Raw genomic sequence first — 24,217 nt, forward strand, 5'->3', positions numbered from 1 at the left:
TTTTGGTTGTACTCTTTTTCAGTGAATTTAAAAGAAGAGGATGATCTAGATGAATTATAAAGAGAGTAAGTATTATAATAGTAAGCAGCTTAGTTGGATTAAATTTAATGGTAGAGTGTTAGAAGAGGCTCAGGATGAATCTAATCCATTGTTAGAACGGGCCAAATTTTTGGCAATAACTGCTTCTAATTTAGATGAATTTGTAATGGTTCGAGTAGCAAGGTTAAAAAAGAAGGTTAACTTAGGGGTTACTAAGCAAGATAAAGCAGGTTATAAACCGCAGCAGTTATTAGCTGAATTGTTGGCTAGAATACATGAGTTGGTTGCTGAACAGTATAGTTGTTTTGCTGATCTTTTAACCAGTCTAGAACGAGAAGGCATTTCTTTTACTAGAATTGAAGATCTGACAGAGAAACAAAGATTATTTTTAGAGCAATATTTTACAGAAAGTATCTATCCACTTTTAACTCCACTAACAATCACCCAAGTTGATTCCTTTCCGTTGTTATCAAATAAAAAATTATACTTAGCAGTACGATTAACTAAAGATCAAGAAGAACTCTTTTCTGTAATCAAGATACCAGATGCCCTATCTAGAATTGTTGAACTTCCTACTGTTGATGACGAGAAACGAGAGTTTATTTTGATAGAAGAAGTAATAAAAGAGTACTTAGAAATATTCTATTCTGATTATCAGATTGAAGCGGTAGATATCTTTAGAATTACTAGAAATGCTGATATTGAAATTGACGAGGAAGCAGAAGATATATTATTAGAAATGGAAGATTACTTAAAAAGAAGAAAAAGAGGCTTTCCAGTGCGACTAGAGGTTGAAGAGAAGATGGATGATCAACTGAAGCAATTTCTATTGGCAGCTTTAGAGTTGGATCAAGCTGATAGATATGAAGTTGCTGGGCCAGTTGATTTGACATTTTTGCTGGAAATTAGTCAGTTAGAAGGATATGAGCAGTTAAGATTTGAACCATTAGTACCTCAGCCAGCTCAAGATTTTAATGGTTATGATGATATCTTTGCTCAAATTAAAGAGCGAGATCGGTTGGCCAATCATCCTTATGAATCCTTTGAACCAGTAATTGAGTTGGTTCAACAAGCTGCAGTTGACCCTAAAGTAGTGGCAATTAAGCAGACTATTTATAGGGTTAGTGAAGACTCACCAATTATTGAGGCATTGATTAAGGCAGCAGAGAATGGTAAACAGGTTACTGTATTTGTAGAGTTGAAGGCAAGATTTGATGAGGAGAATAATATTGCTTTGGTTAAAAGATTAAAAAAGGTAGGTTGCCAGGTGCTTTATGGTTTAGTTGATGTGAAGGTACATGCGAAAGCATTAATGGTTTCTAGAGTAGAAAATGATAGAATTAAACGTTATATTCATTTGAGCACAGGCAATTATAATGATCAGACTGCTAAGGTATATACAGATATAGGTATGTTTACTGCTAAAGATGATTTTGGAGTAGATATTTCCAAGTTGTTTAATTTATTGAGAGGTTCTTTAACAGCAATTGATTGGGAAAAGATAGCAGTTGCCCCATTTAATCTACGTGAAAATTTTATTAAATTAATTAGGAATGAAATCAAGCAAGTCAAACTGGGTAAAGAAGGACGAATTATTGCTAAGATGAATGCTTTGGTTGACCAAGGGATTATTACAGAGTTGTATCGTGCCTCAAAAGCAGGAGTTAAGATTGATTTGATTGTTAGAGGTATGTGTTGTTTATACTCTGGGCGTAATAAGTTAAGTGAAAATATAAGGGTAATTAGTATTGTAGGTAGATTTTTAGAGCATAGTCGGGTCTTTTATTTCCACAATGGGGGAGCAACTAAACTCTTTCTAGCCAGCGCTGATTGGAGACCACGTAATTTGAATCGAAGAATAGAGGTTTTATTTCCAGTAGAGGAAGAAGATTTAAAGGAGAGAATTATTAATACTTTAGAAATAATCTTGAGTGATACAGTTAAAGCTCGTAAACAGCAGCCAGATGGAACTTATCAGCGTGTTGAATCAGAAGAACGACAGTTGGAAGCACAGCAGATACTCCTCCTTCCAGAAATTACATCTTTCTTCTATTAGAAGGAAGTCGTTATCTATGTTATAATATCTTGTGTCAGAGAAAACTGATAATAGTTATTAATTGAAGGAAGGGGGAAAGAAGATGAAACAGATTAATTTTAAATTATTGGCTGGTGTCTTAATTGTTTCATTGGCTGTCTTTTTTCTAGGAAATTACTTGTTAAATAACTATCGTTTGAATAGTAACTTGACTGAGCAATTGATAGAAATTGATGGTATAGAAGAAGTTGAAATCAATCAAAACAATGCTCAATATAGATTGGAGATATTGTTAGATCAAGAAGTTGAAGACTTACAGTTAACCTTCAATCAACTTAAGGATCAAGTTGATGATACTTTTGAAGACCGAGAATATGAAATAGAAGTGAAAGCAGATTCGAATGAGGTGCTTGAGCAAACAGGTAAGGTAGCTGATTTGGCCTTGCATGAGGCAATCACAACTGGTGAGTTTGTTAAACTAGCTGAACGAGTGGAGGATTATAAAGAAGAGTATGAGTTGGAAGAAGCAATAGTTCAGGTTGATAATGATCATATTTATTTAACTTTAACTGAAGATGAAGCAGTTCTTTATAAAGTGGTAGAACGAGAACAAAAAAATGATTAGGAGGTGACCAAGATGGTTAAAGAATTCAGTTTAGGAATTGGACTAGCAATTGTTATCTTTTTAGCTGTACAAGGAATTAATCTATTTCCGTTCGTCTTTTTAGGTGGAATAGGTTATTATTTCTTTAGAACTATTGGTAAAGAAGAGTTAGGAAATAAATTTTCAATTACAGGTGGTAATAATGATCAATCAAATGTTCCTCAAGTTGATTTTGCGGATATTGGGGGGCAAGAGACAGCTAAAAATGAATTGTTGGAAGCATTAGAATTTGTTAAGAGCAAAGAAGAGATCAAGAAGCTAGGAATTAGACCTTTAAAAGGTCTACTGTTGAGTGGGCCACCGGGAACAGGAAAGACATTGATGGCCAAAGCAGCAGCTAATTATATTGAGTCTGTCTTTATCTCTACATCAGGAAGTGAGTTTATTGAGATGTATGCAGGTGTAGGGGCCAAGCGAGTTAGAAAGATATTTAAGGAAGCTCGAGATAAGGCTAAGAAGGCAGAGAAGAATAATGCGATCATCTTTATCGATGAGATCGATATTTTGGGTGGTAAACGAGGTCAAAACAGTAGCCACATGGAATATGATCAGACTCTAAACCAATTACTTGTTGAACTTGATGGAATCTCTGTAGATGATCAAGTCAATATCTTGGTTATTGGTGCTACTAATAGAATGGATATTTTAGATAATGCCCTATTACGGCCAGGTCGATTCGATCGAATTGTAAAGGTTGACCTACCTGATAAAGAGGGAAGAGAGCATATTCTAGAGATTCATACTAATAATAAGCCTTTAGTTGCTGATGTTAGTTTAGAGCAGCTTGCTAAAGAGACATTCCGTTTCTCAGGAGCTCAGTTAGAAAATCTGACCAACGAAGCTGCAATTATGGCAATGAGAGAAGAAGCAGAAGAAATTGAAATGAAGCATTTCAAGGAAGCAATCGATAAAGTAATGATGGGAGAAAAATTAAACCGTCGTCCTAATGAAGAAGAGTTGAAACGGGTTGCTTTTCATGAGACTGGACATGCTTTATTAGGAGAAGTAGTTAACCCTAATTCTGTCTCTAATATTACGATTACGTCACGAGGAAAGGCATTAGGGTATGTAAGGCATAATCCTGAAGATGACTTTTATCTACAGACAGTTGATTATCTAAAGGATCAGATTGCAGTCTTGATTGCAGGTTCTTTAGTGGAAGAAGAGATTTTAGGGAATCGAAGTACAGGAGCAGCCAATGACTTCAAAAAAGCGATGGAATTGGCCAAAAAGATTGTATTTTCAGGAATGTCTAAATTGGGTGTGGTAAGTAAAGATACGGTTCCACAAAAGCTGCTCTATGATACTATGAGTGAGATTATTGCTGAACAAGAGGAACGAGTTATAGCAGAAATCTTACCGAAGCAAGAGTTTATTGCTGAGGTTGTTGAAAATTTATTAGCTGAAGAAAGTATTACAGGAGACGAGTTTAGAGCAAGATTGAAAACTGAAGAGGAAGTAGTAGCATAAACAGGCTAACTTGTAAAAGTTGGTCTGTTTTTTTACGTTAAATTAGTACATACAGTTGACAAGGGATAGAGTTACTGCTATCAAGTATAAAATTAAGTTAGTAAATTAAGAAGTGACCCTAGATTTTAATTTAGTAATAAATATCAGAGATAATCATTATTTTTATTGTAGTTGAGTATAGATATATAGGAGTAGAAAAAATATTTTGGGGGCCAAAGGTGTGTTTATAGTACAAGATAGAATTGTATTAGGGATGGCATTGATTCGACTTATGTCAGGGATTATTGAGATTTCAGCTGCTATGTTAATGTTAAGATTTAACTCCAGGGTAGTAGCTTTTAAAATTAACTCTTTTTTAGCTTTAGTCGGGCCAACAATAATGGTCTTAGTAACCAGCCTAGGATTAATAGGTTTAGCCGGTAAATTTTCTTTACTACAGATGGCAGTGATTACTTTGGGTGTAATCTTAATTTTTGTGGGAATGAAGATGTAAAAAAGTATAATGAGGTGATTTGGTGAAGGAAAATGGGTGGGGACTTGATTTTGAATTTCCGTTGATTGGAAGAGAGGAGAAACCACGTAGGAATGGTTTGACGATGGTGTTGGATAAAGGATTGGGAATGACTGAGTTGGAGGATTTATTAGATTTAAATGCAGATTATATTGACTTTTTGAAATTAAGCTTTGGAACGTCAGCTTTATATCCCCAGCAGATATTACAAGAAAAGATTAAATTAATCAAATCCTATGGGATTGATGTTTATCCAGGAGGGACCTTTTTTGAAGTGGCAATTATCCAAAATAAGAAGGATGATTATCTTAAACGGGCCCAGAAACTAGGGTTTACAGCTATTGAAATCTCTGATGGAACGATTGACTTATCTGCTAATTTGAGATCGAATCTGATTCATCAGGCCAATAAATTAGGGTTTAAAGTACTGACTGAGATTGGTAAGAAGGATAAGCAAGAAAAGTTCAAAATAAATAAGATGGTTAAACAATTAAAGAGAGATTTAGCTGATGGGGCTTATAAGGTAATTGTTGAGGCTCGTGAATCAGGAACTGGAGTTTCAATCTATGATGAGCAAGGAGAAGCAGATGAATTTAAACTAAAAAAATTACTCCTAGAAGCTCCTAGTCCAACTGATATTATTTGGGAAGCACCATTAAAAAAGCAGCAAGTATTCTTTATTAGTCTGCTTGGTAATAATGTTAACTTGGGTAATATTAAAACAGAGGAGATATTAGCCTTAGAATCTTTAAGGAGAGGTTTAAGAGGTGACACCTTTAAGACAGTAGTTAATAATTCTCAAGCACCAATAAAAATGGGTAAAGGGTTTATAGAGATGGATTTTTAATAAGATACTAAAATTGATAATACTAACTTAGGAGGATTAATTAATTATGAAGATTGATCTAATTTTTTCAGCAACTGACATTAAAAGAGAAGAGGTAAAAAATAAGGCTGTGGTTGTGATCGATACATTACGAGCTACCAGTACGATTATAACAGCTTTGGCTCAAGGATGTAGCAAGGTGATACCGGTAGCTGAGATTAAAGAAGCTAGAAAGTTAAGCAAAAATTTAAAAAAAGACTGCTTATTAGCTGGTGAACGACAGGGGATTAAAATAGATGGGTTTGATTTAGGTAATTCCCCACGTGATTATACAGCCAAAAAAGTTGCAGGGAAAGTGATTGTTTTAACAACAACTAATGGCACCCAATGTTTTAAACGCTTGATCGAAACTGAAGAGATACTAGTAGCATCACTTTTAAATGTAGAGCAGGTTAGTGCTCGATTAGAGTCAAAAAAAGAAGTTGTTTTTTGTTGTGCTGGGGTTGCTGGTCAATTTGCTTTGGATGACTTTATTACTGCAGGCAAGATTATAGCAGAATTGGTTGCAGAATCTGAAGTCAGTTTGAGTGATCGAGCATTGGTTGCTTATCAAACTTATTTACAGAACAAGAATGGTTTAAGATCTATTTTAAAACGCTCACAAAGTGGAAGAAATTTAATCAGCCTTGGCAAGGAAGGCGATATTGATTATATTGTTGAACATCAGAAAGATTATTTACCTTATTATGAGAATGGAGAAATCAAATAAGCTTAAAGGGCGTCAGGGCCAACCTGGCGTTTAATATTGTGGCACTAAGAGTGCCACAATATAGTTTACAGTTGACAGTGAACAGCTTACAGTTAAAAGTCAAAATCTACAAAACTAGATCTCTAAAAGTCTTATAGAGTCACTAGTACCATGGTTTTAAAGTTTCAGAGTTTTAATGTTTTTTTATCAACTGTCAACCGTCAACTGTATACTGTAAGCTGTTAGTAGCGAGGAGTGAATAGAGCAGTGGAAGGTAGTTATATTTTTCTATTTATTATTTTTGCAGTAGGTTTATTAGGTCATTCTTTTGTATTAGTTATGGCTAGTTTGATTTTAGGGCTTTTGAAATTAAGTGGACTAACTGGAGTTTTATCATTAATAGAGAGTAGAGGGATTAAGCTTGGTTTATTATTTTTATTGTTGTCAGTATTGGCTCCAATAGTAAATGGAGAAATATCACTTGCTGATATGGTCAAAAGTTATAAATCAGTCTTGGGTGTTTTGGCTTTAATCAGTGGTGTTTTGGCTACTAAGGTAAATGGAATGGGGCTAAATTTATTAGATAGTAGTCCAGAGTTGATTGTAGGGATAGTTTTAGGCTCAATTATTGGAATTATCTTTCTAGATGGCATTCCTGTTGGCCCGTTGACTGCTGGAGGTTTAATGGCTCTGTTTTATCAAGTCTATTTATTATTAAGTTAGGAGGGGTTAGATGTTTTGGTTATGGGGAGGGATTATCGTAATCTTGATCTGTTTATTTATAAGCCACCCCAAAAGCAAGGATAAGAATAAAGAAAAGAATAACTATGGATATTATTCAAAAAAACAAGCCAATAAACAGAAAAAAAAGGAAGATTAGTTATCTTCCTTTATTAGTTTATATTTGTTGGTTTTACTTAAACTCAATCTTAGACTTAAACTGAGTTGCCGGAGGCAACTTTTTTAATTTTGTTGTTGATCACCTTGTTGCATATCATCAGGTAATAAGACATTTTCATCTACAAATAAGTAGGTTAAGATTGAGACAATAAGACTGATTACTGCAGCTGTGAAGAACATAACTGTAGTACTTATTTCATTTAATAAACTAAAAGTTGGTGGGCCAAAGGCAACTCCTAAAAATCTAGAGCTTCCATAAATTGAGGTGATTCCTCCACGTTGTTCTTTAGAAGCGGTACTGGTTACTAAAGTATTTAATGCTGGTAAGACCAATCCATTACCAATCCCTAATAATGCAAGTAAAGCTACAAATAAGACTATTCCATCTAAAAATGGCAAGGTGGCTAAAGCAATTGTATCGATAAGCAACCCTAGAGCCATTGTCTGTTTGAAATATTGGCCCTTGTTTTTAAGATATAGTCCTGATAGATAAGCAGTAGTAGACATAAATAAGATAGGTAATGAAATTAATAATCCTTTCTTTAATCCAGTGATATTGTATTCAGTTTCAAATAGATCGGAGATGAATGATAAGACTCCAAATAGAACAAATAAGATTGTAATCCCAGCTAAAAGGCTGAAAAATAATGGTTTGCCTTTTTCTGAAAAGATGTCCTTTATTTTACCTAAATAATTTTTGAGGTTATCTTCTTGTTCTTCCCTCTCTGGCTCTTCAACAATAAAATAAACAGCAACTACTATAGGAACTGCTAATATAGCATAAGAGAAAAAGAGGGCATGCCAGACAATTAAAGCAATTGCTGCTCCTAAGATAGGACTGAGAACCTTTCCTAGTCCATTAGCAGCTTCGATAATTCCTAAAGCTTCACTACGTTCGGTTGATTGAAAGATATCCCCTACCAAAGCGATTACGATTGGATAAGTTCCTCCTGCTCCAATCCCTTGGACAACTCGACCAGCCAAAATAATATAATACCCATTTTCTTTTAAGAAAGCAGCAGCTAAACCAGAGATTACACCTCCTAAACCATAGGTGATTAAAGAGGGAATCAATATCTTTTTCCTTCCATACTTATCGGATAAGTATCCTAAAATAGGGATAGAGATTCCCGCTGCAGCAGAAAAGAGGGTAATCATTAATCCTACCTGGAATTGATTGATATTCAAAGCTGAGCTTATTTTAGGAAATTCTGGGATGAGCATTGAATTTCCTAATACCATTAAAAATGGTACTGTAGCAAAAACGCCAACCATTAATTTATATTTGCGATCCATTTATTTCAGCTCCTCGTATTTTGAATAGATAGTAGTTCGCTTTTTTAATTTATTGACCATTTGGTTGATAGATAACCCCATAACCACCTTGTGGGAAATTCCAATCAATATTATTGAGTGGACAACCAAAAGGACAAGCCAGACATTCAATACATCTCTCATATGCAACTTTAATTTTATTACTTTGGTCATCCCAAGAAAAAACCCTAGTTGGACAGTAGTAGGTACAGGGTTTGTTTTCACATTTATTTAAGCATTTTTTTTGACTTTTAATCTTAATATGAGATTGATCATCAACTTTAATTGTGACATAATCAAGGGGTGATTGATTATCTTTTAAGAAGTTTGACATTAAAATACACTCCAATCTTGTAAGCCATAATAAATATCTTTAACTGTTTTTTTAATAGGTTGCATATCTAAGATCTCTTGGCGGATCTTTTTCATCTTTTCTGAGCTTGATTCTGAGCCGACTTCAAAGAATTTATAGGCTGCATCATTAGCTGCTTTGGTCAATAAATAATCAGCGTCGGGATGGTCTTTTTGATATTGATGACCACCTTTACCCTTTTTAATATTTTTCATAAAGAAACTATTGGAAACTCTTTTGTCATAGCCTTTTAATACTCTAGAACTATAATCTTCAGCAGCTCTAGCTTGAGCAATTATATCAGCAGCGTATAACCCAGTTAACATTGCTAAATCTGTTCCGCGCCGGCCACTGATCATTACTGCAGCATCACCAGCAACTAAGATTCCATCATCATAAAGTTGTGGTAGGCTTTCATAACCTCCCTTTGGAATAATTCGAGACTTATAGGCAACTGTCTTTGCACCGTCTATCAATCTACTGACTAAGGGATGGGCTTTAAAACGGCTGAGCATCTGGTAGGGACTAGCTCCTTTTTTGATGATTTGATTTAAATAGCCCCCAACAATTAAAGAGATTGATTCTTTATTGGTCCATAAACCTCCTTTGCCAGCGATTCCAGAGGTAGGATAACCGATCATTCCGACGTTGGCCCCTTCATTTGGTTCAAGGTTGAATCTTGATTCGATCTTTTCAGCAGGAAGGGCCAACTCCTCTTTAACATATAAGAACATACTAGAAGTTTCTATTTCTCCTCTTAAACCAGCTTTTTCAGTTAAATTGGCACTGGCTCCTTCAGCTAATAAGACTACATCTGAATGGATAACTTCGCCTGAATCTAATTTGACTCCCGCTACTTTTTTATTTAATAAACCAGTTTTTTCGTAAACTAAGTCCTTAACTAAAGTACTTGTCATTAGATCAGCACCTTCGTTGACTGCTTGCTGAGCAAACCAAGGGTCAAATTTTGATCTTAAAGCAGAAAATTTATTATAAGGAGATCTTTTATATTTTAAACCAGTAAACCCTACTTTGACTGCTGAATCACGATCTAATAGCCAAAACTCATCTGTCACAAGTGGTCTTTCTAAAGGGGCATCTTCCCAAAATTCAGGAATAACTCGAGAGGTTGGATCAGCATAGATACTTCCTCCAAACATAGTTTTAGTTCCTGGTTTTTCTCCTCGTTCTATTAAAGCAACAGAAAGATCATTTTGAGCCAGCCTAATTGCTGCAGCTGAACCAGCAGGACCTGCACCAACGATGATTACATTATAACGATCATTTCCCATTTTCTCACCTCACTAAAGTTAAGCTAGTTTTATTATTGGCATTTTAAACTTCTTTTATGTTAATAGAGCTTCTATTTTTAGGAATAAAATTATCACAATCTTATTCTCTACAATATAATGTAGTAAAAAGGAGGTAAATAGATGGAAGGACAGAAAATTTCTAGAGAAAAATTGAGAAGAGAATGCTCATTAGAGCAATTTGACTTTGAAACTACTCAAGATCTTGAACCTTCTTTCGAGATAATTGGTCAACAACAGGCCTTAGAAGCAATTGAATTTGGTTTGAATGTTGAACAAGATGATTATAATATTTTTGTAGTGTCTTCAAAAGGAAGAGACAAGATTAAATTTATTATTGAACAGATAAAAAAGCAAGCTAGACAGGAAACAGAACCTGATGATTGGTGTTATTTATATAATTTTAATGATCCTCAACAACCAGTTGCTTGTAATTTACCAGCAGGTATGGGCCAACAGTTCAAAGAGGAGTTAAAGATAGCAGTTGATAATATGGAACAAGCAATTAAAGAGAATTTATTTAATGAAGAATTTATGAAAAAAAGAAGTGAGCTAGAGAATAAACATCAACAAGAGGTTGGGCAGTTACTAGCTCAATTAGAATCTCAGGCAGAGGAATTAGGTTTTATTTTAGAAAAACAAGAGTCAGGTTTTGCAATAATTCCTTTATTAGATGATGGAAGTCCAATGGAGGAAGAGCGATATGACAACCTGCCTCCCGAAGAAAAAGAAAAGCTTGATCAAGAAATAGAGCATGTCCAGGAGAAATTAAATCAAGGTTTACAGAAATTATCGAGATTGATAGAAAAATATCAACAGGAATCAAAGAAGTTAAATCAAAGGGTCAACTTTCAAATTATCAATTCCTTTTTACAGCCATTGTTTGAAAAATATGAAGCGTATGATAAAATAATTTCTTATTTAAAAGAATTAAGGAAAGATATCATAAAGAGTTTAGGTCAAGTTCAAGAAGTAAGTGAAGAGGAGGTTGGGCTCTTTAAAGAGGTAGAAGAAAAAAGCTGGAGTGCTAATCTTAAGTACGGGGTTAATTTATTAGTTGATAATAGTGAGCTTGATGGAGCACCGGTGGTTTTTGTAGAGGAACCGACTTATTATAAGCTATTAGGACGAATAGAATATGAAACTAAAGGTAATAGTTTAGTAACTAACTTTAAAAAGATTAAAGTAGGGGGCTTACATCAAGCAAATGGTGGATATTTAGTCCTTGAGGCTGAGGAATTATTAACTAATTTTCAATCCTGGAAATTGATTAAACAGGTGCTTAAAACAGGTAGTTTACAGATGAAGAACTTAGGAGAAGAATATGACAAAGTACCTTTATCAAGCTTAGAGCCAGAAAGAATTCCACTCGATATCAAGGTTATTTTGATTGGTAGTCATAGAATTTATCAGTTGTTGTATAACTATGATAATGATTTTAGTCAACTCTTTAAAATAAAGTCAGTTTTACAATCAGAGGTAGATTGGACAGTGGAGAATAACTATAAATTAGCTAGATATATCAGTTATCGATGTCAAAAAGATAGCTTACGACCTCTTAATAAAGGAGCAGTTGGAAGGGTAATTGAGTATGCTGCTCAACTGACTGGTAATCAACAGAAATTGACAACCAACTTCGAACAACTATCTTCTTTATTGTATGAAGCAGATACGTGGGCCAACCTTGAAGGTGAAAAATTGATTACTAAAGAAGGGGTTGAGCAGACATTGAGACAGAAAAAATATAGAGTTAATCACTACCAAAAGCAGATAGAAGAGATGTATCATAAAGAAAAGATTTTATTACAAACGAAAGGGGTTGAAGTTGGTCAGATCAACGGATTATCGATTATAGATTTAGGTGATTATTCATTTGGCAAGCCAACAAGAATTACTGCAGCTGTCTATCAAGGAAATAGGGGGGTTATCAATATTGAACGTGAGACTAAATTAAGTGGCAAGATACATAACAAGGGATTGATGGTTCTAACTGCCTATTTAGGCCAAAAATATGCTCAAAGAAATCGCTTGTCATTATCAGCAAGTTTATGTTTTGAACAACTATATTCTGGAATTGATGGAGATAGTGCCTCTAGTACAGAATTATATGCTTTATTGTCTGCATTATCAGAGGTGCCGATCAAACAGAGCTTGGCAGTAACAGGCTCAATTAATCAAAAGGGTAAAATTCAGCCGGTTGGTGGTATTACTAAAAAGATTGAGGGTTTTTTTAGAATCTGTAAACTAAAGGGGTTAACAGGAGAGCAGGGGGTTTTAATTCCTACACAAAATATCGAAGATTTAATGTTGGCTGATGAAGTGGTTGAGGCGGTAAAGGATGAGCAGTTTCATATTTATGCCATCTCTGATGTAGAAGAAGGGTTAGAAATTTTAACAGGAGTTGAGGCTGGTAATAAGAATGAAGCAGGAGGATATCCTCAAGGTACAATCAATTATCTAGTACAGACTAAGCTTGATCAGTGGGCTAAATAAGTTAGATAATTAGTTTACTTTTTTATAATATCTAGCCGCTGTTCCGGTAATTGCAATAGCAAATGAGATAGCTCCTGCAATCAATATAGTATCAATTCCAGCTTCTAAGCCTTCAAGATAATCTCCTTGGAGGATAAAGAACATGGCATTGTAGGCTGGGATACCAGGAACTAATGGTAGAATACCGGAGATTATAAATACTGTAGCCGGTAACTTGATCCATCTAGCAAAGAGCTCACTACAGATGCCGATGATTAATGAAGCGATAAAGGCAGAGGTGACAATATTATCTATCAATTCTTGACCGATAAGAAAACCTCCCCATCCAATACTACCAGTAACTCCTAATAGCCATAGGCTTCTTTTGGGTGCTTGAAAGATAACTCCAAAGGCTAAGACCATGATAAAGGCTGCAATTAAGTTTAAAATGATATTCATTAGATAAATCCCCCCAGTGAGATAGCTACTCCAATAGCAAGGCTGATAGCAATCAAGATAGCTTCGACTCCTCGACTAGTAGCTGATATCAGATCTCCATTGATAACATCACGAATCGAGTTGGTAACAGAAACACCAGGAACAAAGGGTAAAATACCACTAATTACCATAACGTTGAGTGTATCACCAATATTAAAATGGTAAAGTAGTGAGGAGACAAATCCAGCAATCAACCCAGCAATAAGTTCCGGAATAAAATTAATTGTTCCTAGAAAACCTATCTTTTTAATTGTCAATTGAGAAGATAGGCTGACTAAAAAAGCAGGAATAAGATTGATATAATTAGCTTCTGCTAGGATAACAAATGTTGCTGCTCCTAATGAACCAAGTAATGTACTTAAGGTCAGACTATATTCATCTTCTCGATAATTAATCTGATTTAACTTCTTAATAGCTGTTTGATAATCTAATGGTTCAGCTTGTAATTGTCGAGAAAAGTTGTTGATTTGGCTAATTTTAGTTAGATTATGAGTACGATTAGTTACTCTTTTCACGATCGTTTTAGAGGTATTATTACCATCATCAATTGAGATGAAGATGCCAGTAGGAGTGACTAAACTATCGACATATTTCATTCCATATGCTTTACAGATCAGGGTAATCGTTTCTTCAGCACGATAAGTTTCAGCTCCATTGCTCAAGATGATATTACCTGCATAGGCTGCAATATTTAATATTTCTTTTCCAGTAGGCATCTTAGACACTCCTTTAAAAATTGTTCATGTTATTGTATCATAAAAGGAGTTTTTTTAAAAGTCTTTCTGATTAGATCCTTTATATATTTTTATTCTGATGGAAGGCGAGTATAATAGGAAGTATTAGTAATATATTGATGGTTATAGAATAAATTTATATAGATAACAGTTAAAAACTTAGGATGAGGTTAGAACTTGTACTAAAGGAGGATCTTATGTATAAGCAGCTGGTTAAGGTCGCTGAGTTAAGTCCTGGGGCTGTTTTGGCTGAGAAAGTATTCAATTTTGAGCAGGAGGTTTTATTAAAGAAAGGAACTGAACTAACAAAGAATCATTTAGGATTGTTGGCCCGTTATGGTATTGATGTAGTTTATATTTATCATCGAATTCAAGAAACTGAAGCTAAGGGCTGGATACGAAAGAAAGTTAATTCAGCAATTGATTTACCCTTACAGAAGGTAGTAGTTGATTCTAAGATAGATCAGCGAGTAAGGAAGTTAGTTGATGAAGTAGTTTCATTTGCTGAGTCTAGAAGAGGACTATTAAGTTATTTACATAGATTAAAGAGCTTAGAGAATGATATAGTATTACATTCAGTTAATGTAACTGTCTTTTCATTGATTATTGGTTGTAAATTAGGATATGGGGAAGAGAGATTAAAAAATCTAGCATTAGGATCATTTTTACATGATATTGGAAAGTCATTGGTTGGCCCTCAAATTTTAAATCAATCCAGTAAGTTAACCTCTGTTGAGTTTACTAAAGTTCAAAAACATACAGTTTATGGTTATCGAATTTTGGAGGAGCAATTAAATATTAATGAATTAGCAGCACGAGTGGCTTATTATCATCATGAACGGGGAGATGGTTCTGGTTATCCGGATGGTATAAGAGCAAAGTTTGTTGATGAATTTTCTCGGATAGTAGCTATAGCTGATGTCTTTGATGCAATGACTAACCATCGTACTTATCGAGCCAAGATAAAATTACGAGAGGTAATTGAATATTTATATGTAGCGATTTCTCAAAATAAGTTAGATCAAGAGTTGACTAAAATATTTTTAGATTGCTTACTTCCTTACCCTGTAGGAACTAAAGTTAAATTAAGTATTGGCTGTGAGGCAATAGTAACCAAAGTAGATAGGAATGCTAAAATGCGTCCAGTAGTAGAATTAACTAACTTGTATGGGTTAAATAAAAAAGTAGAACTTGATTTAAGTAAACAGTTACATATTTGTATTGAAGAAGTAATTAATTAGTACTTTTTAGAAATAAAGGAAGGTAAAAATGCTTTTTTGGTGAACAATATTATTATAGCAATAATTGTATCAAAGCGATATGAATTAGAGACAGAAATAATATTTAATTGTAAGGGAGCGATAGCAATGAAACTTGATCTTAAATTACGCCAGCGATTGATTATTTTTATGGGCTTATTGGTGGCTTTACCGTTGATTATTTATGGCTTCATTACATACAATAGAGAAACTACTAATATTAGGGAAAATATTATAGAACAAAATCAAATTGTAGCAAATCAATTAGCAGAAGAGGTAGAAATTTTTGTTCTTGATAAAAAAGACTTATTAGCTACTCTATCATTTACAGAGGATATTAGGGCAATGGATGTTGAACAGCAGAGTTCTATTTTAGAAAGAGTACAAGCTAATAACGATTTTTTTGAGATGTTATTTGTGCTAGATGAAAATGGTGAGTTGATTGCTATAGGAAATGAAAGTGATCTAATAGGAGAAGAATTAGACTCTTATGCTTATTTTCAGGAGGCAATCACAGGGGAGAGTTATATTTCTGAATCTTATATCTCAATAGGTGCTGAACGACCTACAGTTGCTATTTCAGTACCTATCGAAAGTGAAGGCGAGATTAATGGGGTCTTGGTAGGAGAAATTAATTTGGAACATTTGCAAGAAATGGCAATGAATTACAGTGTAGCAGATGAAATAGCTTATATAACAGATGAAATCGGTACTGTTACAGCTCATCCTCAGATGGAAGAACACACTTTAGAACAGGATGACTTTACTGATTATACTGTTGTGGCTGAGGCTTTAGATGGAGGGTTTGGAACAGAAAGGTATGAAGATGATCATGGTGTTGAGATGTTGGGATCCTATGCCCCTGTTGAAGAGCTTGGTTGGTCAGTAGTATATCAGATTAGCGTTGCTGATGCTTTTAGCCAAGTTACTACAATCTTGTGGCAGACAATCATAATTAGCTTAATTGCAATTATATTAGCTATTGGAGCTGCCTTCTTGTTATCTGATAAATTTACTAAACGGATAACTAAGGCAACTAATTTTGCAGAAGAGATTGCTAGTGGTAATTTGGACTCGGAACCTTTGGAAGTAGAGATAGAATTGAAAGATATATTAGGATTTGATATGAAAGAAGTTGCTCACAAAGAAGGGCAGTTAGATAAATTTTTGATTGAATTGACTAAATTGATTGAAGAGAATTTACAAATGATCTCAGAAGAAGAGTTGATAACTGAAATTAGTAAGATGGCTGATGACCTTAATATTCCTGAAATTCATCTATCGGATGAAGAAGGTGTAATTCAGTGGAGTAATGTACCCGATTTTATTGGATATGATTTTTCTATGTTAGAACAGACAAAGGTATTTTTGCCAGCTTTGGAAGATAAGGATTTTTCTTTAGTAGAAGAACCTCAAGAAAGAGGATCAGATGGTAAACTGTTTCAGTATGTAGGGATTGCTAGACAAGATAAGCCAGGAATTTTACAGATTGGTGCTGCACCAGATAGATTAGCAAAACTTCCTGAACGGCTTAATGTAGTTGGTTTGGCTAAGCGAGTTAGGAACGATGAAATCAGTAATTTAGCTGCTGCTCTTAATCGAATGCAGGCTAAATTAAAAGAAGTTATTACTAACATAATGAATAACATAGAAGATTTATCAGCTTATAGTCAAGAGTTATCTGCTTCAGCTGAAGAGGGAAATGCTACGATTGAGACTACTAATGGACTGATTGAGAATATATCGGCTGAGATTGAAGAAATTTCTGCTAGTTCTCAAGAAGTAACCAATTTTGCTCAAGAATCTAACTCCCAAACTAAGATTGGTGGAAGAAAGATTGAAGAGACTATTAGTAGTATGGAAGAGATCAATCAGGCTGTTACAGAGACAATGGGAGTGATAAATGAATTAGATACTAACTCTGAAGAGATTGGACAGATAGTGGATTTAATTACTAATATTGCTGAAGAGACTAACTTATTAGCATTGAATGCTTCGATTGAAGCAGCAAGAGCAGGAGAACATGGTAGAGGTTTTGCTGTAGTAGCAGAAGAGATTAGACAATTAGCTGAACAGACAGCTGATGCTACCGAAAACATCTCTAATTTAGTTTATCAAACCCAACAGAAGTCTTCTGTAGGTTTAGAAGCGATTAAGAAAGTAAAAGAAAAGACCAAGCAAGGTAAGAAGATTGTACAAGAGACTGGCAATGTCTTTAGTGATATTGAGACAGCAAATAATGAGACTACAGAACAGACCCAGCAGGCAGCATCTGCTACGCAGGAATTATCAGAAGATAGTGAACAGATAGTTACTGCTGTAAGGGAGATATCTACTATGTCAGATGAGGTTACTTATTCAGCTCAGGAACTAGCAGAGATGGCACAAAGATTACAAGGTTTAGTAGAAGAATTTAGGGTTTAATTAAAAGTAAATTGAAGGAAGCTGGCTTGATATTTCAAGTCAGCTTCTTTATAATAAAGTCAAGTTGGCTGAAGGTGACTAGTAATTAGTGACTTAAAAAATATAAAGGATTTGTAGACAATTAAATATTTTTGGTTTAATTTTTTTGAATATTCATATAATTATTACAATATTAAGGGGCTAACGTTAAGAAGAAAGGGTGGGAATAAGTTGAAACAGCTACCGTACTTATTTGATCAGATAAATGATGCTGTCTTTTTGTATCAGTGTCAAAAAGATAACTTAAGAAAATTGATAGATGTCAATCAAAAAGCTTGTGAGTTGTTAGGGTATAAGCGAGAAGAATTATTTGCTCTAAAGACTGAAGAGCTGTTTACTTATAAGCTAAGTGGACAGTTTAGTGATTCAAAAAAAGAGCGTGCTGAAAGTAAATTAATTGCTAAGGATAAAATAGTACCTGTTGAAATCAGTATTAAACTATTTACTGAGCAAGGAAAAAAATTTGCTTTATTGGTAGCAAGAGATATAACCGCTAGGTTAGAAAAAGAAGAGAGCTTAAAAGATGAGAAAGATGAGCTGAAAGCTTATAATGAGGTGCTTGAAAATGTAACACAAGAGCTTGATCGTTCTTATTATACTGTAAATCAAGTCAATCAAAGTTTGGAAGAGATGATCGAGTTGACAACAAGTTTAAGTAAGGTTTCTGTGCAAAATCAAAATAAATTTTTATCTAATTTATTAACCACTGCACTTGAGATAGTTCCTGAGGCCGATTATGGAAAAATCTATCTGTTTAAAGAGGGGTATCTTGAATTTAAGGGAGCAGTTGGTCATGATTTATCACAATTAAAAGAGTTGATGATTACTCAAGAAGCTTTTTGTGATAACACTAATCAAATTTTAATTTTTGATGGCTTATTTAGAGAGGAGTTTTTTAGTCAACTAGATAAGCAAAGGCTAAAAAGGGCAAGTAAAGCGGTCAAGCAGACGATGGCTGTTAACTTCTTTGTTGAAGATGAAAAGATAGGTGGTCTAAGCTTAGAGATTGCTGAAAGTAATGAAGCTAGCTTCAGTCAAATTAGCAAACGGTTAATTAAAGTTTTTAGTTATATAGCCAATTCTTTATTTAGATTACAAAAATATAATCAGATGCAGAATGAATTTCAGGAAGAATTAATTATTTCTATAACTCAAATGCTGGAGATACATGATCGCTATACTAAAGGGCACTCACAGAGTGTAGCTCAGATTGCCCAACAGGTAGCAAGGAAAATGGGTTTGCCTGATCAAAAGATTACTGATGCTTATTGGGCAGGGATAGTTCATGATATAGGTAAGACAGTAGTCCCTAGAGAGATTTTAAATAAGAAAGGAAGATTGACTGATGAAGAGTATGAAATAATCAAAAAACATCCTAAATGGGGCTATTTAACTTTAAAGAACTCTAAACATTTAAAAAGAATTGCTGAATATGTGTTGGCCCATCATGAACGTTGGGATGGAGAAGGTTATCCTCGAGGGTTAAAAAAAGATGAGATACCATTAATTGCACAGATTATTACTGTTGCCGATGCTTGGGATGCGATGTGTTCAAATAGATCTTATCGAGATAAGATGTTTCGTGAAACGGCTTTACAAGAGATAAAGAAAAATAAGGGGACACAGTTTGCTCCTAAGGTAGTGGATGCTTTTTTAGAGTTATTAGCTGAACAAAATAAATTAACTGGTTAAATTTTAAGGGAATTGATATTGAATGAAAAAAATTAGTTGCTATTTAGTGAAAAAAGTCTCAATTTAAGCAGGAGATTTACTATAAGTCTTGAATAGTTATAATATACACTACAACAGCTGTCTAAATTCAGTTATAATTGTGAATATACTAACAATAATACTAGTAAAGGTGGGATTAGTCATGGAAAAATTAATAACAAAAACAAGAAGGATAAATGATCTTATTCAACATTGTGGAAGAGAAGCAATTGATTTTGAGAAGATGGCAAGGGTATTGAGTAATTGTATAGGGGCCAACGTCTATATAATCGATGATGAAGGGAAAATTTTAGGTAGTCAATTACGTAATAAATTCAGTTGTGAATTAATGAAAGAAGAGGTGGTTGAAAAGGGCCAATTTCCTCAAGAATATAACCAATGGTTATTGGAAAATTACCATATGTTGACTAACTATGAAGAGCGTGATAATTTATGTAGTTTTAAAGATGAGCGGTGCTGTTTTAAGAAAAAGTTAATTACTATTACTCCAATAAATGGTGCACAAAAGAGATTAGGAACATTAATTATTTCTAGATTTGATGAAAAATTTGATGATAGTCAATTATTATTGGCAGAATATGGAGCAACAGTAGTAGGGATGGAGATATTAAGATTGAGCAAGAAGAAATCTGAAAAAGAAGCTCGTCAGAAAACAGCAGTTAATATTGCTTTACGTTCTCTATCTCATTTAGAGTTAGAAGCAGTTGGACATGTTTTCGAAAAATTAGATGGGGAAGAAGGATTATTAGTAACTAGTAAAATTGCTGATAAAATGGGAATTGCTCGTTCAATAATTGTTAATGGATTAAGGAAGCTTGAAAGTGCAGATGTGATTGAATCTAGATCTTTAGGAATGAAGGGAACTTATATTAAAGTTTTAAATGACAAGATATTAAATAAAATAAGTGCATAAACTAATAGTGATAAAATCAGACAGGTTACCTGTCTGATTTTTTAATTAAGTTTTTAGAAAAATTTAATTTATCTTAAAAAAATATCACATTTTCATTGTATAATTCAAATAACGACTTAATCTTAAGTTTGGAGGGTTAATATGTTTGAAAACAAGTTTTTTTTAATGATAATGGTAGTTGTAGTTATTGGGTTTGTTTTTGCAGGTTATACTGGAGTTTATTGGTATTTAGAGGCAGCTACAGAAGAAGAGTCACTTGAAGTTAAAATAGTAGATGATCCAGCAGAAGAAGCACCAATAGAGGAAGAAGTTGAGGAATTACCACAACAAGAAGTGATGGAAGCCCCCCCTGAAGAAGAAGTACCATCAGAACAAGAAGCTGAGGAGTTACCAGAACAAGAAGTGATGGAACAAAAAGAAGATGAGTCTCAAGTTGAAGTAGAAGTATCGACTGAAGAAGAAAAAGATGATAATTAAAGTTATTTTTATCGAAGCTGCTGAGAAGCAGCTTTTTGTTCATTAAGGAAATTATGATTTTTAGAGGTTGTGGATAACCTTTACTAGTTTGTATTTGTTGGTTTTACTTAAACTCAATCTTAGACTTAAACTGAGTTGCCGGAGGCAACTTTTTTACTTTGTTTTTTTTTATGGGTTACTTAGTAGACTATGACTGAGGGTCACTTTATTCATTTTTATGAACATAATATTTTATTGTGAATACAATATAGTAATCTTATTAAGAAAGGAGTGATTCAATGGGAGATTATCGTAGACCCCCAAAACGCAGGCGGAGAAGAAGAAGAAGAAGAAGACGAAAAAGGAGACGTAGACCGCCACGAAGAAGACGAGGGAGACGAAGGCGCAGACCACCAAGGTATTATAGTAGGAGCTGTTCGGTAGATCCACCTTGCCCAGCAGGAAGTAGAGCATATAGAGTTCAGTCAGGAGATACCTTTTATTCAATAGCAAGAAGGCTTAATACTACGGTTGACAGATTAAGAACGCTTAATCCAGGTGTAGATCCAACCAATTTAGGTATTGGTGATATTATTTGTGTTCCTGAATAATTATAAAAAAAATATTTTGATGCAGGAGAAAGCAAAGTTATCAAGAAAATATAATGTAACACAATATTAATTTTTGTGTTACCAATTCAAGTAAATACCTTACCTTTAATAGAGATTTTAACCCGAAGTGTGGTGGCTTTGGGTTAAAATTTTTTTCTTTCACAAGTCCTTTATTATTCTTATTTCTATAATTACTCAAAAAATGTTTTTTTTAGTTTGATTTCCCTGATATAATTATATTAAAGTCCGAATTATAATTGAGGAAGATTAGATATAGTTAAAAGGAGGTTGTCCTGTTAATAAAAAATAATTAATATTTCTTTAGAAGTAGGAATTGGTTTAGAAAGGGGCAGTAGCAAAGATGATTAAATTTTTAACATCACTGTTTTCTAAAGATCTAGCAATAGACTTAGGAACATCTAATACATTAGTTTATATTGAAGGAGAAGAAATTGTGATTCGTGAATCTTCAGTAGTAGCTATTAAAAATAAAGTAGATGCGGAAGAAGAGGTAGTGGCTGTAGGAAATGAAGCTAAGAGAATGACTGGTAAAGCTCCATGGGAGCTAGTCATAGTGAGGCCGTTAAAAGATGGAGTTATTGCAGATTTTGAAGTTACAGAAAAGATGTTAAATTATTTTATTACTAAAGTCCATAACAGAAAGAATTTAGTTAACCCTAAGATTGTTGTTTGTATACCATCCGGTGTAACTGAAATAGAAAAAAAGACAGTTGTTGATACTTCTTTAAAAGCGGGGGCTAAAGAGGCATATCTAATTGAAGAACCAATGGCTGCTGCAATTGGTGCTGGTTTGCCAATTAATAAACCAATTGGAAATATGATTGTTGATATAGGTGGAGGAACAACAGAGATAGCAGTTATATCGTTGGGAGGTATTGTAACTAAAAAATCTATTAAGATTGCTGGTGATGAGATGGATCAAGCAATTGTTGATTATTTAAGAGATGATTATAATTTAATGATTGGTAATAAAACAGCTGAAAGAATAAAGATTGAAATTGGTTCAGCTTATTTTGGAAGCGGTTCTGCTGTAACTAGAGATAATAAAATTGAAGTAAGAGGACGTAATTTGCTAGATGGTTTACCTAAGAGGATAGAGGTTAGTGCATTAGAGATTCAGCTTGCTTTAGAAAATTCTGTGAATAGTATTATTAGAGCAATTAAGGAAACTTTAGAAGAAACTCCGGCCGAATTATCAACAGATATTATAGATAGAGGAATAACTATGGCAGGAGGGGGTTCATTATTATCAGGGTTAGATCAATTAATTGCTAACAAGACAGGAGTTTCAGTCTATTTAGCTGATAATCCTCTAGATTGTATTGTTTTAGGGACTGGGAAGGTACTTCAAGAGTTAAAGAAATTGAGAAAAATACTGGTTTGAATTATAGAGTATTATCTAATTTCAAAATAAAAACCATTTCCTCACCCTTAAACTTAAAGTTAAATAGGAATAGTTTTTTACCCCTACACATATAATCGTATGAGTATGTTTTGGAGGGGAATGTAGCTATTATAATAAAGTTAAAAAGATGTTTAATAATATTATTGGTGTTGAGTTTTTTAATAGGCTCTGGATTAGGGGTTTATTTGTGGAGAGGAACTAGGGGAAATTCTATTACAGTGATGGATGAAAGTTCTAATGATATGTTAGCTTTAAAAGTACAAAAAATGTTTGAAGGTCGTAGTAATGCTTTATTAACAGAAGATAGATCATTGTTAAAAAGTTTGTATGATGAAGAAATTAGGTATAGTGTATGGGCTTATGAACATGAACTCAAGAAAATGAGGTACCTAAATAAATGGTCAGATAAACAAGGGGTTAATTTTATAGAGATTAATCCTGAAGTTGTTGTCAGACGTGCTGATAAGAAAGAAGATGGGTATGCATTAAATTTGTTGGTTTCTACAGAATATAAATATGTCTATCAAGATTCATCAACTTCTAATTCTTTCAGAATTGGTACATATCATTCACTTGATCTGATGCCTCGAGAAGATAGATGGGTTATTACAAGGGAGTGGTATAAAGACCCCTTTGCGGATTCCTTAGAATTAGATCAAGTTAAGAATCAAGAGATCAAAGATATGATTCTTTCTGGAGAGGAAAAAGATTTATCAGATCTTAATCAAAGAAGAGTCGAGGCAGTAGAATATGTAGATCGTTATTCAGGTGCTGCTAGTTTACCTGAGTATGGATTTCAGTATAATCCTGAATATAGAAATTATAATCCTTTAGGTGGAGATTGTGCTAATTTTGCTTCTCAGATGTTACATGAAGGGGGAGGCATTCCGGAGGATGCTACTTGGCGTTATGAACGAGGATCAGGCAGTAGAGCGTGGGTCAATGCCCATGCGTTTAATCAACATATGATCTATAGTGGAAGAGCGACTAGAATTGCTCGGGGTAGTTATGAGCAGGTTCTAAATGCTTCTTATAAGTTATTACCAGGGGATTATGTAGCTTATGAAAAGGGAGGAACGGTTGATCATATTTCTGTTGTAACGGGGATGGATTCGAAAGGATATGCTTTAGTAAATTCTCACAATGTAGATCGACATAGAGTTCCTTGGGATCTAGGCTGGAGTGATCAAGATATAAAGTTTTGGTTGGTTCGTGTGCATTATTAATTATAAAAAATTAGAAATGAAGATTATTTTTCAACTGCCACTAGGCAGTTTTTTTGTTGTTTAGGAAATTATGTTTTTTAGAGGTTGGGGCAACTTTTTACTTTAGAATCTGGTTAATTATATCAAAATATTAACATTCATACCATATATTATAATGTTTCTAAGCCCATGAAGCATATTTAAAAACAGTTTTTAGAATAAATGTCGTTTTCTTCCTTCAAACTATAACTAGAAGGAGGAAGATATTCATGAGCAAGAA

General features: G+C 34.0%; 22 protein-coding genes. 17 read left to right on the forward strand and 5 right to left on the reverse strand.

Features of this window, described 5'->3' with window-relative positions:
• The first annotated feature begins 49 nt into the window (after nt 1-49).
• The 8 genes from ppk1 to MWH28_RS08650 all read left to right on the forward strand — a co-directional run bounded on the left by ppk1 (nt 50) and on the right by MWH28_RS08650 (nt 7,173).
• The gene (gene ppk1, locus MWH28_RS08615; protein WP_248618954.1) at nt 50-2,095 is read left to right on the forward strand and encodes a polyphosphate kinase 1; all 2,046 of its coding nucleotides are present in this window, start codon (nt 50-52) and stop codon (nt 2,093-2,095) included.
• Between the two features lie 82 nt (nt 2,096-2,177).
• The gene (locus MWH28_RS08620) at nt 2,178-2,699 is read left to right on the forward strand and encodes a hypothetical protein (RefSeq protein WP_248618955.1); all 522 of its coding nucleotides are present in this window, start codon (nt 2,178-2,180) and stop codon (nt 2,697-2,699) included.
• A gap of 12 nt (nt 2,700-2,711) precedes the next feature.
• Nucleotides 2,712-4,208 carry an AAA family ATPase gene (locus MWH28_RS08625; RefSeq protein WP_248618956.1) on the forward strand — a complete coding sequence of 499 codons (1,497 nt, stop codon included), beginning with the start codon at nt 2,712-2,714 and terminating at the stop codon, nt 4,206-4,208.
• Between the two features lie 220 nt (nt 4,209-4,428).
• Entirely contained in the window at nt 4,429-4,701 is a 273-nt protein-coding gene (locus MWH28_RS08630; RefSeq protein ID WP_248618957.1) for a YqhV family protein, read from the forward strand.
• A gap of 22 nt (nt 4,702-4,723) precedes the next feature.
• The gene (comA, locus tag MWH28_RS08635; RefSeq protein WP_248618958.1) at nt 4,724-5,566 is read left to right on the forward strand and encodes a phosphosulfolactate synthase; all 843 of its coding nucleotides are present in this window, start codon (nt 4,724-4,726) and stop codon (nt 5,564-5,566) included.
• Nucleotides 5,567-5,612: 46 nt separating this feature from the next.
• Nucleotides 5,613-6,314, forward strand: coding sequence for a 2-phosphosulfolactate phosphatase (locus tag MWH28_RS08640; protein ID WP_248618959.1), 702 nt, complete (start codon nt 5,613-5,615; stop codon nt 6,312-6,314).
• Between the two features lie 246 nt (nt 6,315-6,560).
• Nucleotides 6,561-7,016 (forward strand): DUF441 domain-containing protein, encoded by a 456-nt coding sequence (locus MWH28_RS08645; protein ID WP_248618960.1) that lies wholly within the window; start codon nt 6,561-6,563, stop codon nt 7,014-7,016.
• 10 nt (nt 7,017-7,026) lie between these two features.
• Nucleotides 7,027-7,173 (forward strand): hypothetical protein, encoded by a 147-nt coding sequence (locus MWH28_RS08650; RefSeq protein ID WP_248618961.1) that lies wholly within the window; start codon nt 7,027-7,029, stop codon nt 7,171-7,173.
• Between the two features lie 83 nt (nt 7,174-7,256).
• Here MWH28_RS08650 and MWH28_RS08655 read toward each other — a convergent pair whose 3' ends face one another.
• From MWH28_RS08655 to MWH28_RS08665, 3 genes are read right to left on the reverse strand one after another with little or no spacing between them, the layout of a single operon-like run.
• Nucleotides 7,257-8,489 carry an MFS transporter gene (locus tag MWH28_RS08655; protein WP_248618962.1) on the reverse strand — a complete coding sequence of 411 codons (1,233 nt, stop codon included), beginning with the start codon at nt 8,487-8,489 and terminating at the stop codon, nt 7,257-7,259.
• Nucleotides 8,490-8,538: 49 nt separating this feature from the next.
• Nucleotides 8,539-8,841 carry a ferredoxin family protein gene (locus tag MWH28_RS08660; protein ID WP_248618963.1) on the reverse strand — a complete coding sequence of 101 codons (303 nt, stop codon included), beginning with the start codon at nt 8,839-8,841 and terminating at the stop codon, nt 8,539-8,541.
• A complete protein-coding gene (locus tag MWH28_RS08665) occupies nt 8,841-10,151 on the reverse strand; it encodes an FAD-dependent oxidoreductase (protein WP_248618964.1) in 1,311 nt (436 codons plus the stop codon). Before MWH28_RS08665 ends, MWH28_RS08660 begins: the two co-directional genes overlap by 1 nt.
• A 141-nt stretch (nt 10,152-10,292) precedes the next feature.
• Here MWH28_RS08665 and MWH28_RS08670 point away from each other — a divergent pair, with 141 nt between their 5' ends.
• Complete coding sequence (locus MWH28_RS08670) at nt 10,293-12,662, forward strand: Lon protease family protein (RefSeq protein ID WP_248618965.1); 2,370 nt, start codon at nt 10,293-10,295, stop codon at nt 12,660-12,662.
• A gap of 9 nt (nt 12,663-12,671) precedes the next feature.
• Here MWH28_RS08670 and MWH28_RS08675 read toward each other — a convergent pair whose 3' ends face one another.
• Nucleotides 12,672-13,100 carry a threonine/serine exporter family protein gene (locus MWH28_RS08675; RefSeq protein WP_248618966.1) on the reverse strand — a complete coding sequence of 143 codons (429 nt, stop codon included), beginning with the start codon at nt 13,098-13,100 and terminating at the stop codon, nt 12,672-12,674.
• Nucleotides 13,100-13,855: a threonine/serine exporter family protein gene (locus MWH28_RS08680; RefSeq protein WP_248618967.1), complete on the reverse strand. Its 756-nt coding sequence runs from the start codon at nt 13,853-13,855 to the stop codon at nt 13,100-13,102. Before MWH28_RS08680 ends, MWH28_RS08675 begins: the two co-directional genes overlap by 1 nt.
• A 215-nt stretch (nt 13,856-14,070) precedes the next feature.
• Here MWH28_RS08680 and MWH28_RS08685 point away from each other — a divergent pair, with 215 nt between their 5' ends.
• The 8 genes from MWH28_RS08685 (at nt 14,071) to MWH28_RS08720 (ending at nt 23,958) form a co-directional block, all read left to right on the forward strand.
• Entirely contained in the window at nt 14,071-15,114 is a 1,044-nt protein-coding gene (locus tag MWH28_RS08685) for an HD-GYP domain-containing protein (protein WP_248618968.1), read from the forward strand.
• Between the two features lie 126 nt (nt 15,115-15,240).
• On the forward strand, nt 15,241-17,556 hold the full coding sequence (locus MWH28_RS08690) for a methyl-accepting chemotaxis protein (protein WP_248618969.1): 2,316 nt from the start codon (nt 15,241-15,243) through the stop codon (nt 17,554-17,556).
• Between the two features lie 210 nt (nt 17,557-17,766).
• Nucleotides 17,767-19,287 (forward strand): HD domain-containing phosphohydrolase, encoded by a 1,521-nt coding sequence (locus MWH28_RS08695; RefSeq protein WP_248618970.1) that lies wholly within the window; start codon nt 17,767-17,769, stop codon nt 19,285-19,287.
• Between the two features lie 181 nt (nt 19,288-19,468).
• Complete coding sequence (gene codY, locus MWH28_RS08700; protein ID WP_248618971.1) at nt 19,469-20,239, forward strand: GTP-sensing pleiotropic transcriptional regulator CodY; 771 nt, start codon at nt 19,469-19,471, stop codon at nt 20,237-20,239.
• Between the two features lie 141 nt (nt 20,240-20,380).
• On the forward strand, nt 20,381-20,716 hold the full coding sequence (locus MWH28_RS08705) for a hypothetical protein (protein ID WP_248618972.1): 336 nt from the start codon (nt 20,381-20,383) through the stop codon (nt 20,714-20,716).
• A 278-nt stretch (nt 20,717-20,994) separates the two neighbouring features.
• Nucleotides 20,995-21,306, forward strand: a complete 312-nt coding sequence (locus MWH28_RS08710; protein WP_248618973.1) for a LysM peptidoglycan-binding domain-containing protein — start codon at nt 20,995-20,997, stop codon at nt 21,304-21,306.
• A gap of 361 nt (nt 21,307-21,667) precedes the next feature.
• Complete coding sequence (mreB, locus tag MWH28_RS08715) at nt 21,668-22,711, forward strand: rod shape-determining protein (RefSeq protein ID WP_248618974.1); 1,044 nt, start codon at nt 21,668-21,670, stop codon at nt 22,709-22,711.
• A gap of 242 nt (nt 22,712-22,953) precedes the next feature.
• Entirely contained in the window at nt 22,954-23,958 is a 1,005-nt protein-coding gene (locus MWH28_RS08720) for an amidase domain-containing protein (protein ID WP_248618975.1), read from the forward strand.
• Nucleotides 23,959-24,217: the final 259 nt, after the last annotated feature.

The sequence above is a fragment of the Natroniella sulfidigena genome, assembly GCF_023223645.1.
Taxonomy (GTDB): Bacteria; Bacillota; Halanaerobiia; order Halobacteroidales; family Halobacteroidaceae; genus Natroniella; species Natroniella sulfidigena.